Annotated in this window: 13 protein-coding genes; 6 read left to right on the forward strand and 7 right to left on the reverse strand. The window is 67.4% G+C overall.

Annotation, left to right across the window (positions count from 1 at the left end):
* Positions 1 to 8: 8 nt before the first annotated feature.
* On the forward strand, positions 9 to 449 hold the full coding sequence (locus AC10V3_RS00165; protein WP_490922904.1) for a CBS domain-containing protein: 441 nt from the start codon (positions 9 to 11) through the stop codon (positions 447 to 449).
* A gap of 77 nt (positions 450 to 526) precedes the next feature.
* Here AC10V3_RS00165 and AC10V3_RS00170 read toward each other — a convergent pair whose 3' ends face one another.
* Complete coding sequence (locus AC10V3_RS00170; RefSeq protein ID WP_490922905.1) at positions 527 to 1,564, reverse strand: aromatic ring-hydroxylating dioxygenase subunit alpha; 1,038 nt, start codon at positions 1,562 to 1,564, stop codon at positions 527 to 529.
* Positions 1,565 to 1,801: 237 nt separating this feature from the next.
* On the opposite strand from AC10V3_RS00170, the gene AC10V3_RS00175 reads away from it, so the two are divergent.
* Positions 1,802 to 3,292 carry an MDR family MFS transporter gene (locus AC10V3_RS00175; protein WP_490923699.1) on the forward strand — a complete coding sequence of 497 codons (1,491 nt, stop codon included), beginning with the start codon at positions 1,802 to 1,804 and terminating at the stop codon, positions 3,290 to 3,292.
* Positions 3,293 to 3,400: 108 nt separating this feature from the next.
* Positions 3,401 to 4,060: a glutathione peroxidase gene (locus AC10V3_RS00180; RefSeq protein WP_490922906.1), complete on the forward strand. Its 660-nt coding sequence runs from the start codon at positions 3,401 to 3,403 to the stop codon at positions 4,058 to 4,060.
* Positions 4,061 to 4,084: 24 nt separating this feature from the next.
* Here AC10V3_RS00180 and gstA read toward each other — a convergent pair whose 3' ends face one another.
* The 6 genes from gstA to AC10V3_RS00210 all read right to left on the reverse strand — a co-directional run bounded on the left by gstA (position 4,085) and on the right by AC10V3_RS00210 (position 10,475).
* Complete coding sequence (gene gstA, locus AC10V3_RS00185; protein ID WP_490922908.1) at positions 4,085 to 4,711, reverse strand: glutathione transferase GstA; 627 nt, start codon at positions 4,709 to 4,711, stop codon at positions 4,085 to 4,087.
* A 135-nt stretch (positions 4,712 to 4,846) separates the two neighbouring features.
* Positions 4,847 to 5,584 carry an aspartate/glutamate racemase family protein gene (locus AC10V3_RS00190; RefSeq protein ID WP_349605253.1) on the reverse strand — a complete coding sequence of 246 codons (738 nt, stop codon included), beginning with the start codon at positions 5,582 to 5,584 and terminating at the stop codon, positions 4,847 to 4,849.
* Positions 5,585 to 5,635: 51 nt separating this feature from the next.
* Positions 5,636 to 7,057 carry a dihydropyrimidinase gene (gene hydA / locus AC10V3_RS00195; protein ID WP_490922909.1) on the reverse strand — a complete coding sequence of 474 codons (1,422 nt, stop codon included), beginning with the start codon at positions 7,055 to 7,057 and terminating at the stop codon, positions 5,636 to 5,638.
* A gap of 4 nt (positions 7,058 to 7,061) precedes the next feature.
* Positions 7,062 to 7,790 carry a maleate cis-trans isomerase family protein gene (locus AC10V3_RS00200; protein ID WP_490922911.1) on the reverse strand — a complete coding sequence of 243 codons (729 nt, stop codon included), beginning with the start codon at positions 7,788 to 7,790 and terminating at the stop codon, positions 7,062 to 7,064.
* A gap of 68 nt (positions 7,791 to 7,858) precedes the next feature.
* Positions 7,859 to 9,055, reverse strand: coding sequence for a serine hydrolase domain-containing protein (locus tag AC10V3_RS00205; protein WP_490922912.1), 1,197 nt, complete (start codon positions 9,053 to 9,055; stop codon positions 7,859 to 7,861).
* Positions 9,056 to 9,176: 121 nt separating this feature from the next.
* Positions 9,177 to 10,475 (reverse strand): MFS transporter, encoded by a 1,299-nt coding sequence (locus AC10V3_RS00210; RefSeq protein ID WP_022533152.1) that lies wholly within the window; start codon positions 10,473 to 10,475, stop codon positions 9,177 to 9,179.
* A 188-nt stretch (positions 10,476 to 10,663) separates the two neighbouring features.
* Here AC10V3_RS00210 and AC10V3_RS00215 point away from each other — a divergent pair, with 188 nt between their 5' ends.
* The 3 genes from AC10V3_RS00215 (at position 10,664) to AC10V3_RS00225 (ending at position 13,782) form a co-directional block, all read left to right on the forward strand.
* Positions 10,664 to 11,383, forward strand: coding sequence for a GntR family transcriptional regulator (locus tag AC10V3_RS00215; protein WP_454751464.1), 720 nt, complete (start codon positions 10,664 to 10,666; stop codon positions 11,381 to 11,383).
* Between the two features lie 25 nt (positions 11,384 to 11,408).
* Positions 11,409 to 12,257: a fumarylacetoacetate hydrolase family protein gene (locus AC10V3_RS00220; protein ID WP_454751465.1), complete on the forward strand. Its 849-nt coding sequence runs from the start codon at positions 11,409 to 11,411 to the stop codon at positions 12,255 to 12,257.
* Between the two features lie 286 nt (positions 12,258 to 12,543).
* The gene (locus AC10V3_RS00225) at positions 12,544 to 13,782 is read left to right on the forward strand and encodes a M20 aminoacylase family protein (RefSeq protein ID WP_022533155.1); all 1,239 of its coding nucleotides are present in this window, start codon (positions 12,544 to 12,546) and stop codon (positions 13,780 to 13,782) included.
* Positions 13,783 to 13,787: the final 5 nt, after the last annotated feature.

Below are 13,787 nucleotides of genomic sequence, written 5' to 3' on the forward strand. Positions count from 1 at the left end.
AGTTGGTGATGAAAACCGCACGCCAGGTTCTGGAATCCAAGCCGAGTCAGTCCATCTACAGCATCCCGCCGACGGCGACGGTCTATGCCGCGCTGCAGCTGATGGCTGAGAAAGGCATCGGCGCGCTGCTGGTGATCGAGCAAGGCGAGATCAAGGGCATCCTGAGCGAGCGCGATTACGCGCGCAAGGTGATCCTGATGCAACGCACTTCGCGCGAGACGCTGGTGCGCGACATCATGACCACCGCGGTCATCTATGTCAGCGCCAACCAGAGCACCGACGAATGCATGGCGCTGATGACCCAGCACCGGCTGCGCCACCTGCCAGTGATGGAAGGTGAGGAACTGGTCGGCATGCTTTCGATTGGTGACCTGGTGAAGGACATCATCTCCGAGCAGCAGTTCATCATCGAGCAGCTCGAGCATTACATCACGGGCGGCGGGCGCTGAGCTGGCGGTCTGCCCCAGGCTCCTCTTCCGCGTGCGGGAGAGGAGGGCAAAGCGGCGGTCGTTGAAGCGACCGCCGCTTACTCCAGCGTGCCGAACTTCACCCCGTGCGCCGCCAGGTAGCGGCGGTACGCGCCTGCCAGCTTGTCGGCCGGCTGCGGCACTTCCACGCCGGTGCGCAGCGGCAGCCGGCGCGGCTGCTGCGATTCCACGATCGGCTTGTCCTGCAGGAAGATGGTGTCCTGGAATTCGCGCAGGCTGGCGTCGTCGTCTTCCGTGACCAGCGACATCACGAACCACACCTGGCTTGATTCCTCATCCCGCGGGCAGATAAACAGCGCAATCGCGCTGCGGTGGTTGTCGCCCAGGTCTGGCACCTTGGTCAGGATCGCCGCATACGGCGCGACAACCCGGTATTCATACTCGACCATCGCCCCGCCGGCGGCGCTGGCGTGCGCGCGCGGCTGCCAGGCGCGGCAGCCGATGCTGCGCAGTGCGTCGGGTTTGCGGGCGTCGCCGATGGCTTCGACTTCGTACGGCGGCACCTCGGTGTGTCCGGGATCGCCCAGGTAGCCGTCATGCACATAGCCGAAGTGGGCCATGTCCAGAAAGTTTTCCACCAGCCGCGGCGCCGAGGTGGCGACGTCGTACGGGCCGCAGACGATGTGGCGGCATTCGGGGTCGTCGTATTCGGGGAACGGCGGCAGTTCGGGCACCGCTTCGGTGCCGTCGCCAGCCAGGCGCACCCATAGCAGGCCATAGCCTTCGCGCACCGGATGGGTGGTGGCGCAGGCGCGCGGCGCGGGCACCAGCCCGGGGTGCGCGGGATAGCGCGTGCAGCGGCCGCCTGACTCGAAGCGCCAGCCGTGATAGCCGCAATGCAGCAGGCCGTCGCGCACCGCGCCCAGCGTGAGCGCGGCGCCGCGGTGCGGGCAGCGGTCGTCCCAGGCGTGCCAGCCATCGGCGTTGCGCCACAGCACCAGCGCGCGGCCGAACAGGCGGGCGGCGAAGGGGCCGTCGCCCTGTGCCTGTTCCATGGCCAGCACGGGGTGCCACTGGCCCAGTTCGGGTCCGGCCGCGCTGGTGGCGTGACCTGTTTCTTGTGGGGTCTCGGTCATGGTCGGGATCTTACCTGCGATGCCGGCACGATATTCGTCACGGGCCTATAATTATGCGGTTGCTGAATAGCGGTCACCCGCGACGGCGTCACGCCCCCTCCAAAGCGGTTTTCGGCCCGATATTCCCCCGCATTTTGAGTTGATTTCGCCGCACATTGCTGCGGTTTTCTGCCTGCCATGTCTTCACCCTCCTCTGCCGCACTCGCCCACGCTCCCATCCACGACCATCGCGCCATCATGCGGGTGATCGGCGGCATCGTGCTGTGCATCCTGCTCGCCGCGCTCGACCAGACCGTGGTGATCCCGGCGGTGCCGGCGATCGCTAATGACCTGAACGGCTTCGGCCACCTGTCGTGGATCGTGACCGCGTACCTGATCGTGTCGACGGTGACCACGCCGCTGTACGGCAAGCTGTCGGACAGCTTCGGGCGGCGGCGGCTGCTGATGGTGGCGATCACGCTGTTTATCGCGGCGTCGGTGGCGTGCGCGATGGCGCAGACGCTGGGGCAGCTGATCCTGTTCCGCGCGCTGCAGGGCGTGGGCGGCGGCGGGCTGATGTCGCTGGCGCAGGCGGCCATCGCCGACGTGGTGGCGCCGCGCCAGCGCGGGCGCTACCAGGGCTACCTGGCCACGGTATGGGCCGTGGCGTCGATCGCCGGGCCGCTGGTGGGCGGCTGGGTCTCTGACCATATGTCGTGGCGCTGGCTGTTCTGGGTCAACGTGCCGCTGGGCCTGCTGGCGATGTTCATGTGCTACCGCGGCCTGGCGGCGCTGCAGCCGCGCGGCGGCCGCCCGCGCGTGGACTGGTTGGGTGCGCTGCTGCTGGCGGTCGCCATCGTCGCCTTCCTGCTGGCGATGAGTTGGGGCGGCGACGTCTACGACTGGATCTCGGCGCAACTGGGCGCCCTGCTGTTGGCCGCCGCGGCCGCCGTGGCGCTGCTCGCCTGGCAGGAGCGCCGCGCCGCCGATCCGATGCTGCCGCCGCGGCTGTTCGCCAACCGCGCCTATGTGATGGGCGTCGCCGCCTCGGCCCTGGCCGCGCTCGATATCTTCCTGTGCATCTTTGCGCTGCCGCTGCATTTCCAGCTGGTGCGCGGCGCCGATGCCTCGACCTCGGGGCTGCTGGTGATGCCGTTCCTGCTGGCCACCGTGGCGGGGAATTTCATCGTGGCCTGGCTGGCGCCGCGCGTGGGCCGCATGCGCGGCATCCTGACGGGCGGCTATATCGCTGCCGCGCTGGGACTGATCGGGTTGGCGCTGGTGACCCCCGCGATGCCGCTGGCCGTGGTGCTGGCGGCGATGACGCTGGCCGGCGTGGGCCTGGGCATGACCATGGTGTCGACGCTGATGAGCGTTCAGAACGTGCTCGAGCGCCGCGATACCGGCGCCGGCACCGGCGCGCTGCTGGTACTGCGCTCGCTCGGCAGTGCGATCGGCGGGGCGCTGGCCGGTACGCTGCTGACGCTGGAGTTCCGCCATGCGCTGGCCGCCTCGGGTGTGACGCAGGCGCTGGACCTGGGCGCGCTGCGCCATGGCAGCGAAGCGCTGGCGCACCTCTCGCCGGCGGTGCAGCAGGTGCTGGCCGGTGGCGTGGAGTCAGGCTTCCAGCTGATTTTCGCCGCCGGTGCTGCGGCGGCAGTGCTCGCGCTGCTGATCGTGCGCCGCATGCCGGACCTGGAACTGCGCAGCAGCGTCACCGAACACGCCGCCACGCTGGCGATGGACTGACTGGCGTTGGACGGTGGCGCCGGGGCCACCCCGTGCATCCGACCGGCTGCCGTCGGCGTAGACTACGCGTACCCGCTACAGCGAGCCGACCACCGGAGCCCCGTCGCCATGAACCGCCGTTCCCTGCCTGCCACGCCGTACACCGGCGCGCCTGCCAGCCGCCACGCCCTGCGCAACACCACTTTCGCCGCCGCATTGGCGTTGGCCGCGGCCAGCGCTGCCCTGCTCCCGGCCCCTGCCCGCGCAACCGACAAGCCCGCTGCTGCGCCTGCAGCGGCAGGCACCTGCCCCGCCTCGCTCAACTTCACCTTCCCGCGCCTGCAGGACGACGCGCCGCAGAACCTGTGCCAGTACGCCGGCAAGGTGGTGCTGGTGGTCAACACCGCCAGCTATTGCGGCTTCACGCCGCAGTACGAAGGGCTGGAGGCGCTCTACGCCAAATACCGCGCGCGTGGGCTGGTGGTGCTGGGCTTCCCGTCCAACGACTTCTCGCAGGAGCCCGGCTCGGAGAAGGAGATCGCGGACTTCTGCTACAACACGTACGGCGTCAAGTTCCCGATGCTTGGCAAGTCGCACGTGCGCGGCGGCGAAGCCAACCCGATGTATGCGCTGCTGGCAAAGCAGACCGGGATCGCCCCCAAGTGGAACTTCTACAAGTACCTGATCGGCCGCGACGGCCAGGTGGTGGCCAGCTACGGCAGCCGCACCAAGCCTGACGACAAGGAGCTGGTGGCAAAGATCGAGTCGCTGCTCGGCGCGCAGCGCTGAGCGCGCTGCGCACGCGGCCAACGCTCAGTCGCGCACCAGTCCCTCCGCCCGCATCGCCTCCTGCACCGCCGGCCGCGCCGCCACGCGCGACAGGTATTGCTGCAGCGCCGGGTATGCGGTCAGCGGCATCATCAGCATGCGGGCCCAGCCCACGATGGTGAAGCAATAGGCGTCGGCGACGGTGAAGGTGTCGCCGGTCAGGAAATGGCGGGTTTGCAGGTGCCGGTCGAGTTCGGCAAAGCGCAGCTGCAGCTTGGCCTTGCAGGCTTCCTGCGTGATCTGCGCAGTTTCCTTGTGCCACAGCCAGGGACTGAAGACCTTGTGCAGTTCGGTCGAGACCAGCGTCAGCCAGCCGGTCGCTTCCAGCCGTGCGCGCGTGCCGGCGGCGGGCAACAGCGTGCGCTCGGGCACCTGGTCGGCGATGTATTGGAGTAGCGATGCCACTTCGGTGTGGCGCGAGCCGTCGTCGAACTGCAGCAGGGGCACGTAGCCGCGCGGGTTGATGGCGTAGTAGTCGTCGCTGCCATTCTCGGCCTGCGCCAGCTTGTGCTGGATCAGGTCGACCTTGGCCAGCGTGACCGGCAGACCGGCTTCGCGCAGCGCGATATGCACGGCCATCGAGCAGGCGCCCGGAGAGTAGAAGAGCTTCATCGCGATCCTGTTGTGGTTGGCTGGCCGCCACGTCATGCGGCGGCCGTGCAGGCAGTCTAGGATCGCGCCCGCTGTGCGGCAATGCGCGCCCTTGCGGATGCGCCCTGCAAATCTGCACAGCCCGGTTGGCCCGGCTTAGTCGAGCAGCTTTGCCAGCGCCGGCGTCAGCCCCGCGTTGGGCTTGCGCGGCGGCCGCGCAAAGCTGCCTTGCGTGGCGCTGCCGGCGCGCAGCGCCACTAGCGATTCGCAATGCCGCACCGCGCTCGACACGCCATCCACCACCGGCACCGGCAGGCGCCCCTGCAGCGAGCGCGCCAGCCCCGCCAGCGGGGCTCCGGCTACGATGATCACGTCGGCGCCATCCTGCTCCACCGCCTGCAGGCACAGCTGCTCCAGCCGCGCGGCATGGTCTTCCTGCACGCTGCCGATATCGCGCAGCGGCTCCTGCAGCGAACGCACGCTCGCCAGCCGCGACGACAGGCCGTTGGCCGCCACGCATTCGCGGTACCAGGCCTGGATGCGGTGCGAGATCGCGATGATGGAGAAGCGCTGCCCGAGCAGGCAGGCGCTTGCCAGCGCGGCCTCGGTCATGCCGACGACCGGCACGTCGAACAGCTCTTTCAGGCCCGCCAGGCCGGGGTCGCCGAAGGCGGCGACCACCAGGCCGTCGAACTGGCCGGCATGCTCCGCGGCGGCGCAGGCGGTGGCGTAGCCGCCGACCAAAGCCTCGAAGCGAGTTTCGATGTAGGCCACGCCGAACTGGGCGGTGGCCATCTTCAGCGTGGTGGTGGAGGCGGCAGTGCGGCGCGCCTCGGCTTCGATCAGCGCGGTGACGGATTCGCTGATATTGGGATTGACGATCAGGAGTTGCATGGGGAGATAGTGTTTGTCGAACAGCTCTTCAGTCTTCAGGCCCGCAGGTCATCAACCAAGCATCGGCGCGCCCGCCGGCAGGAACTGCCCTCTTCCCGCCTGCGGTTCCAGGTACTGGCCATCGCGCACCAGCATCTCGCCGCGCGAGAAGCAATGCACCGGCCAGCCGGTCACTTCGATGCCTTCATACGGCGTGTAGTCCACCGCGTGGTGCAGCGCGCTGTTGCGGATCTGCACGCGCTTGTGCGGATCCCACAGCACGATGTCCGCATCCGCGCCGATGGCGATGGTTCCCTTGCGCGGATACAGTCCGTACAGCCGCGCTGGCCGCCACGAAGTCAGCTCGACGAACTGGTGCAGCGACAGCTTGCCGCGCGCCACGCCGTCGAACAGCAGCGGCAGGCGCGTCTCGATGCCCGGCACGCCGTTGGGGATGTGGTCGAACGAAGGCCGGTTGCCGCCCGGCTGCTTGCCTTGCGGGTCGTCATAGCGGAACGGCGCATGGTCGGACGAGAACACGCTGAACACGCCGTTGGTGAGCGCGCGCCACACCGCGGCCTGGTTCTCCGGATCGCGCGGCGGCGGGCTGCAGATGCACTTGGCGCCTTCATAGCCGTCGTCGCCTGGCAAGGCCATGTCGTCGGCGGTCAGGTACAGGTACTGCGGGCAGGTCTCGGCCAGGATCTGCAGCCCCCTGCCCTGTGCCCAGCGGATTTGCTCGATCGCTTCCTTGCCGGAGACATGCACGATCAGGATCGGCACGTCGACCAGCTCGGCAAAGGTGATGGCGCGGTGCGTGGCTTCACGCTCGACGGCGGCGGGCCGCGCCAGGCCATGGAAGCGCGGCGCGATGCGCCCTTCCCCGACCAGCTTGTCGGTCAGCCACGAGATGCAGTCGGCATTCTCGGCATGCACCATCACCAGCGCGTTGTTCTGCCTGGCGACATCCAGCACCGACAGCATCTCGCGGTCGGACAGCTTGAGGTCGTCATAGGTCATGTAGACCTTGAACGAGCTGTAGCCCTTGCGGATCAGCGCCGGCAGTTCGTCGGCCAGTACCGCGGGCGTGGGATCGGCGACGATCAGGTGGAAGGCGTAGTCGATCACGGCACGGCCTTCCGCGCGGCGGTGGTAGTCCGCCACGGCAGCCTTGAGCGATGCGCCCTTCTCCTGCGCGGCGAACGGAATCACGGTGGTGGTGCCGCCGCAGACCGCGGCGCGCGTTCCGGTGAAGAAGTCGTCGGCCATGCGCAGGCCGTCTGGCATCGGCTGGTCGAGGTGGCAATGGCCGTCGACGCCGCCGGGCAGCGCCAGCAGCCCATCGGCATCGATCTCGCGCGCCCCCTGCGGCAGACCGTGGCCGAGCGCGACGATCTGCCCGCCGCGCACGCCGATATCGCAGCGGAAGCGGTCGGCGGCGGTGACCACGTCCGCGCGGCGGATCACCAGGTCAAGGCTGTCGTGAGCGGACATCGGCTTACTCCACTTCGCGGAACAGGCGGCCCCAGCCGCGCAGCTCGCGCGTATCCACGCCGCACAGGCGCAGCGACTTCCACACCACGGTGGAGATGGTGTCGTACAGCGGGATGCCGGTCTCGGCTTCAAGCTCCTCGGCCAGGTGCGCGGCACGCAGGTTGGTGCAGAAGGTGGTGATGGCCTGCGGCTTGTGCTGCGCGATGCCGCGCACCATGTCGCGGATGGTGTCTTCCTCGACCTCGGCGAAGCTGTAGTTCACATGCAGGTCCAGGTGGCTCTCGGCCACGCAGGTAAAGCCGCTGCGCGCGTAGTTGGCGATGATGCGTTGCTGCACGTCGTCCAGGTAAGGCGTGGCCAGGCCGAAGTTGCGCGCGCCGGTCTTTTGCAGGATTTCATTGAGCGCCAGCACCGAGGTGGTGGCCGGGATGCCGGTGGCTTCGGTGATTTGCTTGCACAGCGCTTCATCCTTGTCGAAGCCGAGCCAGCCTGACGAGGTGCCGTTCCAGGCGATGACATCGACGCGCGCATCGGCCAGCAGGCTGGCGGCAGCCAGGATCTTGTCGAGATTGAACTGGCCCAGCGCCTGGTCGCGCAGCGAGATCTCGGTCACGGTGAAGCGCGAGAAATGCGCGCTGGCATTGGGCAGGCCGGCGACCATCGCGCTGGTGATGGGTTCGAGCGCCGTGTTGGAAGACGGCGTCAGCATGCCGAGTCGGATTTGCTTGGTCATTTCAGTCGTTCTCAGGAGTAGGGCGGGCGCCGCCTTTGCAGCCTATGGGTGCGACGGCGCCTTTGTGTTTATTGTTCGGGTTTGTCGTTGAGGGCGAGGGCGGTGCCGGGCACGCCGTGGCTGGCACGTGCCAGCTGCAGTTCCTTTTGCAGCGCAGCCTGCCGCGCGGCATCCGGCCTGACGGACTTGCCTGCCTGCAGCGCGGGCAGCACGTACTCATTCACCATGCGCCGGTACAGGTCAAGGTACGCCGCATCGCGCAGGCCGCCTTGCGTGGACATGATGCTGTTCATCACGATCACGGCGTTTTGCTGCGGTAGTACGGTGATGAACTGGCCCTTGTAGCCCATGGCGCTGAATTCGCGTTCGCTCTGCACGATGTTGTTGACCCAGCAGTAGAAGCCGTAGTCCTTCGCCGGACCGGCGGGCGTGGTCATGCGTTCGACCCACGAGGCCGGCACGATCTGCTGGCCGTTCCAGCGGCCCTGGTTCAGCATCAGCATGCCGAGCTTGGCCATGTCGATGGAGCGCAGCCGCAGCCCCCAGCCGCCTGAGACCGCGCCTTTGCCGTCGGCACCGTCCCAGCGGTAGTGGCTCATGCCGAGCGGGCCGAACAAGCGGGCTTTTGCATACTGGTCTTCAGGCTGCCCGGCGGCCTGCGTGATGGCGGCGCCGACCAGCACGGGGTTGACGTCGATGTAGTCGAACTCGGCGCCGGCCTTGGTGCGCACCGCGGCGGTGGCCGCCACGCGCAGCCGGTCCGGCACGCCGTAGTAGAGCGTGTCGGTGCCTTCCACCAGCTTGTACGACAGGCCGCTGGACATCGACATCAAGTGGCGCAACTGGATCGCCTGCTTGTCTGCCAGCGCGCTGGCGAGGTCGGGACGCGCGGCGGCCAGGCGCGGCGCGGGCGAGTCTTCGGCGCTCAGCTTGCCGTCTCCGACCAGCGTGCCGACCAGCAGCGCGCTGATGAACTTGGTGACGGAATACAGCTCGTGGTTGTAGTCGCGCGACAGGCCGTCGCCATAGCGCTCGAACACCAGCTTGCCGTCCTTGATGACGAGCAGGCTGCGCACATCGAGCTTGTCGCGGCGGATCCATTCGGACAGTGCGACGAGTTTTGCCGAATCGACGCCGACGGCTTCGGGTTGTGCCGTCGGCAGTCCGTCACCGACGGGGGTCGATGGGGCTGCCGGCGTGGCATGTGCCTGCGCGGCGCCCAGCACGAGCAAGGCGGCAGCCAGCATACGTGGGAAGCGGGTCATGACATGTCTCCTCCAACGCCGCGCCGGCAGGAGCAGGCGCAGCGTGGGTGGTATGCCTTGCACGAGGCAAGGCGTGAGCGAGGGTCTTATTGGATGTGTGAGTCGAAGCTGCGGGCCGCGATCAGACCGGGATCTTGGTCTCGTAGTCGATCGCGGTCGATGCCAGCAGCAGACCGACGCCGGCCGCGGCGAAGAACATCAGCGCCAGGAAGTACGAGCCGGTGAACTGCACGATCATGCCGACGATGATCGGCACGGTGATGCCGCCGATATTGCCGCCCAGGTTCATCACGCCGCCCAGGAAGCCGACCTTGTTGCGCGTCCCCAGCATCGACGGCACGCACCAGAACAGGCCGCACCAGCGCAGGAAGAACAGCGTCGACGACAGCAGCACGACCACCACGATCGGATCGCTGACGTAGGCCACCGAGAAGATCGAGGCCGTCGCCACCACCGCGGCAATGCCGAACAGCGTGCGCATCACCACATTGGGGCGCCCGCCGGCTTCCTTCCACTTGTCGGCGATCCAGCCGCCGATCAGTTCGCCGACGAAGCCGCTGAAGAAGATGATGAAGCTGGCGCCGCCCATCTGCTTGATGTCGAAGCCATGCACCTTGTTCAGGTAGTTGGGCATCCAGGTCAGCAGGCCGTAGAACACGGTGTTGAAGCACATCCAGCCGATCGCCATGCACCACACCGAGCGGTACTTGAAGAAGTCCAGCGAGCGGCCGGACAGGTTGGCCGGTTCGGCGCGGTGCTCATTGGCCTGCGCTTCCTCGATATAGCGGGCTTCCAGTTCGTTGACGCCGCGGTGCTCGCGCGGCGAATTGCGCACGTAGTACCACGCCACCACGCCGGCCAGCACGGTGCCCACGCCGGCCACGATGAAGGCCAGCCGCCATGAGCCCAGCGTGGCGATCAGCCACGTGATGATGATGGCGCCGAGCGCCGCGCCCAGCGGCGCGCCGCCGTCGAGCAGGGTGGCGCCGCGGCCGCGCTCGTTCTGCGTCATCCAGATCGCATTGAGCTTGCCGCCGGCCGGGTAGATCGGCGCTTCGGCAGCGCCCAGGCCGAGCCGGGTCAGCAGCAGCGAGGTGGCGTTGGTGGTGAAGGCCGCGACCGCCTGGGCAATGCCCCAGAACACGGTGGCGGTGGCAATCACGATGCGCGGCTTGTACTTGTCGGCAAGCATGCCGCCCGGCACCTGCATCAGCGCATAGGTCCAGAAAAACGAACTGAGGATCAGGCCCTGCATGGTGGGACTGAGGTCGAACTCCTTGGCGATCAGCGGCATCGCCACCGAGAGCGAGGCGCGATCGATGTAGTTGATCGCGATGAGGAACAGCATCATCAGAAAAATCTTCCAGCGCACGGAGGTCTTGGCCTCCGTAAGCACTGTCGCCCGGCTTGTCGTTTGCATGGCGGCGTCTCCTTCTTTGGTCCGTGGATGGGCAGTTTTAATAGTCGTGTCGCGCAACAGGTCGGAGTATAAGATACGTAATCTGTAATTACAACGCGTGTAAGTCATTGATTTTACAATGTTGCGCATGCACAATTTTGGAATGTGGTAGCCTTGCCGTGGTGCATTTCCCCATTCTGGTGACGTCTGTGACACAAACGCTTTCAAAAACCACGCGCCTGCGCACGCTCGGCATGTCGGCTGAAATTGCCGTGCGGCTGCGCACCATGATCGAAGAGGGCGAACTGCCGCCCGGCGCGCGGATCGACGAACGGGCCTTCTGCGAGGCCTTCGACGTTTCCAAGACGCCGCTGCGCGAGGCGCTCAAGGTGCTGGTGTCCGAGGGGCTGGTGCTGCACCGGCAGTACATCGGCTACCGGGTGGCGCCGCTGGACCTGGAGGAACTGCGCGCCACCTTCGAAACCCTGCACGGGCTGGAGGCGCTGGCCGGCGAGCTGGCGGCGCGACGGCTGGGCGACGCCGCCCTGAACAAGCTCGAGCGGCGCCACCAGGCCATGATCGACGCGCATGCCGGGGGCCGGCGTACCGACTATTTCCGCATCAACCAGGAAATCCACCAGATCATCATCGACGGCGCCGGCAACCCGGTGCTGGCCGGCATCTACGCCACGCTGATGAGCAAGGTGCACCGCGCGCGCGGCGCCGCCAATGCGGATACGATCCGCTGGCAGGAGTCGCATGAGGAACATGAAGCCATCATGGCCGCGCTGCGCGAGCCCGGCCGGCCGCGCCTGGCGCAGGTGCTGCGCCAGCATTCCGAGAACACCGCGAAAGAGGTGCTGAGCGTGGTGGCGCGCTCGCTGGCAGAAGCCGGCGCGCGCGACGCCAGCCAGCAAAAATCCGCCTGAACAACCCCTTGAGACGACAACGACGATGAAACTGGTTCGAGTAGGCATCCCCGGCGCCGAGCGCCCGGGCGTGATCGATGCAGAAGGCCGAGTGCGCGACCTGTCCGGCGTGGTGGGCGATATCGATGCGGCGCAACTGGCGCCCGCGGCGCTGGAAGCGCTCGCCAGGGTCGACCCGGCATCGCTGCCGGTGATCGACGACGCGCGCTTCGGCGTGCCGTGGACGGGTATCGGCAAGATCGTGGCGATTGGCCTGAACTATGCCGACCACGCCGCCGAGGCCGGCATGCCGCTGCCGGCCGAGCCGATCGTGTTCCTGAAGGCCAACAGCTCGCTGAACGGCCCCAACGACGCGGTGATGCTGCCGTTCGGCTCGGAAAAGACCGACTGGGAGGTGGAGCTGGGCGTGGTCATCGGCACCACCGCGCGCAATGTCTCGCGCGAAGAGGCGCTGCGCCACGTGGCCGGCTACTGCGTGGTCAACGACGTGTCCGAGCGCGAGTTCCAGATCGAGCGCGGCGGCACCTGGGACAAGGGCAAGGGCTGCGACACCTTCTGCCCGGCCGGCCCGTGGCTGGTGACGCGCGACGAGGTGGCCGACCCGCAGGCGCTGGGCCTGTGGCTGGAGGTCAACGGCGAGCGCGTGCAGAAGGGCACCACCGCCACCATGGTCTTCGACGTGGCGACCGTGGTCAGCTATGTCAGCCGCTTCATGACACTGCTGCCAGGCGACCTGATCGCGACCGGCACGCCGCCGGGGGTGGGCATGGGTTTCAAGCCGCCGCGCTTCCTGAAGGCGGGCGACACCATGCGGCTCGGTGTGGACGGGCTTGGCGTGCAGACGCAGAAGGTGGTGGCGTACGGCGAGCGGTGAGGACAGGCGGGACCGCGCCGCGCGTGCCCGTCATGCGCTGGCGTTGGCAAACGCCGGCGTTTCGTACGGGAAGAAGGGCCTCGGAAGCGAGCTGCTAAAGGTTCCCCGTCGAAACGCTTTCACACAAAGCGTTTGGTTTCCACACAAAGCGTACGATTAGGGCAACAGTTTCGGTGCCCCAAACGCCCAAATTACATCGATTTACAGGAAATCGCACCCTTGGCATTTCGCTCGTGTTTTCTGCGTGAAATACTGTTTATACAGGTTTCGCCAAAGAGCACATGCCATGTCTGAGCACGCCCCCGAGCTCGAGTCTTACCTCGGCACCACCCTCAAGTCCTCCCCGCTGATGCGCCAGTACTGCGCGCTGACCGACACCCTGGACAGCCGCGCGGAACTCGAGGCCATCCGGCGCAATATCCACCAGCATCCCGAACTCGCCTTCGACGAAGTCCGGACTTCCGGTCTGGTCGCCAGCCTGCTGGAGACGTGGGGCTACACGGTCACGCGCGCGGTGGGCGGCACCGGCGTGGTTGGCACGCTCAAATGCGGGCAGGGCGGGCGCAGTGTCGGCATCCGCGCCGACATGGATGCGCTGCCGATCTACGAGCGCAGCGGGCTGCCTTACGCCAGCGTCAATGAGGGCCGCATGCACGCCTGCGGGCACGACGGCCACACCGCGATCCTGCTGGGCGCGGCCAAGCAGCTGGCGCGCACGCGCAACTTTGACGGCACGGTGCACCTGATCTTCCAGCCGGCCGAGGAAATCGGCGCGGGCGGCGGCGCCGAGCGCATGCTGGCCGACGGCCTGTTCGAGCGTTTCCCGTGCGACGCGATCTTCGGGCTGCACAACCATCCGGGCATGGAGCAGGGCACCTTTCTGTTCCGCTCGGGCCCGTTCATGGCGGCCTGCGACACGGTCACCATCACCATCCGCGGCAAGGGCGGCCACGCGGCGCGCCCGCATCAGTCGATCGACCCGATCCTGGTGGCCGGCAGCCTGGTGATGGCGCTGCAGTCGGTGGTGTCGCGCTATGTCGACCCGAACGAGACCGCGGTAGTGACCATCGGCACGCTGCACGCCGGCCACGCCCCCAACGTGATCCCCGACAGCGCGCGCATGGAGATCAGCGTGCGCTCGTTCAGCCCGGAAGTGCGCGCCTCGCTGGAAAACCGGATCCGCCAGCTTGCCACCGCGCATGCCGAGGGCTATGGCGCGATCGCCGAGATCGACTATGTGCGCGGCTACCCGGTGCTGGTCAACAGCGAGCGCGAAACCGAGTTCGCGCGGCAGGTGGCCGAGGAACTGGTCGGCGCCGACAAGGTGGTGGGGCAGGCCGCGCGCATTGCGGGCAGCGAGGACTTTGCCTACTTCCTGCAGGAGCGGCCGGGTTGCTTCGTGCGTCTGGGCAACGGCGCCAACCAGCCGCTGCTGCATAACGCGGGCTATGACTTCAACGACGAGAACCTGACCGTGGGTGCGGCTTACTGGACGCGGCTGGTGGAGCGGTACCTGGGGCGGTGACGCCC

Source organism: Cupriavidus sp. PB-02, assembly GCF_058252315.1.

Coding starts and splice junctions, on each gene's coding strand:
- AC10V3_RS00165 (WP_490922904.1), top strand. CDS start 9: ATGAAAACCGCACGCCAGGTTCTGGAATCCAAGCCGAGTCAGTCCATC.
- AC10V3_RS00170 (WP_490922905.1), bottom strand. CDS start 1,564: ATGACCGAGACCCCACAAGAAACAGGTCACGCCACCAGCGCGGCCGGA.
- AC10V3_RS00175 (WP_490923699.1), top strand. CDS start 1,802: ATGCGGGTGATCGGCGGCATCGTGCTGTGCATCCTGCTCGCCGCGCTC.
- AC10V3_RS00180 (WP_490922906.1), top strand. CDS start 3,401: ATGAACCGCCGTTCCCTGCCTGCCACGCCGTACACCGGCGCGCCTGCC.
- gstA (WP_490922908.1), bottom strand. CDS start 4,711: ATGAAGCTCTTCTACTCTCCGGGCGCCTGCTCGATGGCCGTGCATATC.
- AC10V3_RS00190 (WP_349605253.1), bottom strand. CDS start 5,584: ATGCAACTCCTGATCGTCAATCCCAATATCAGCGAATCCGTCACCGCG.
- hydA (WP_490922909.1), bottom strand. CDS start 7,057: ATGTCCGCTCACGACAGCCTTGACCTGGTGATCCGCCGCGCGGACGTG.
- AC10V3_RS00200 (WP_490922911.1), bottom strand. CDS start 7,790: ATGACCAAGCAAATCCGACTCGGCATGCTGACGCCGTCTTCCAACACG.
- AC10V3_RS00205 (WP_490922912.1), bottom strand. CDS start 9,055: ATGACCCGCTTCCCACGTATGCTGGCTGCCGCCTTGCTCGTGCTGGGC.
- AC10V3_RS00210 (WP_022533152.1), bottom strand. CDS start 10,475: ATGCAAACGACAAGCCGGGCGACAGTGCTTACGGAGGCCAAGACCTCC.
- AC10V3_RS00220 (WP_454751465.1), top strand. CDS start 11,409: ATGAAACTGGTTCGAGTAGGCATCCCCGGCGCCGAGCGCCCGGGCGTG.
- AC10V3_RS00225 (WP_022533155.1), top strand. CDS start 12,544: ATGTCTGAGCACGCCCCCGAGCTCGAGTCTTACCTCGGCACCACCCTC.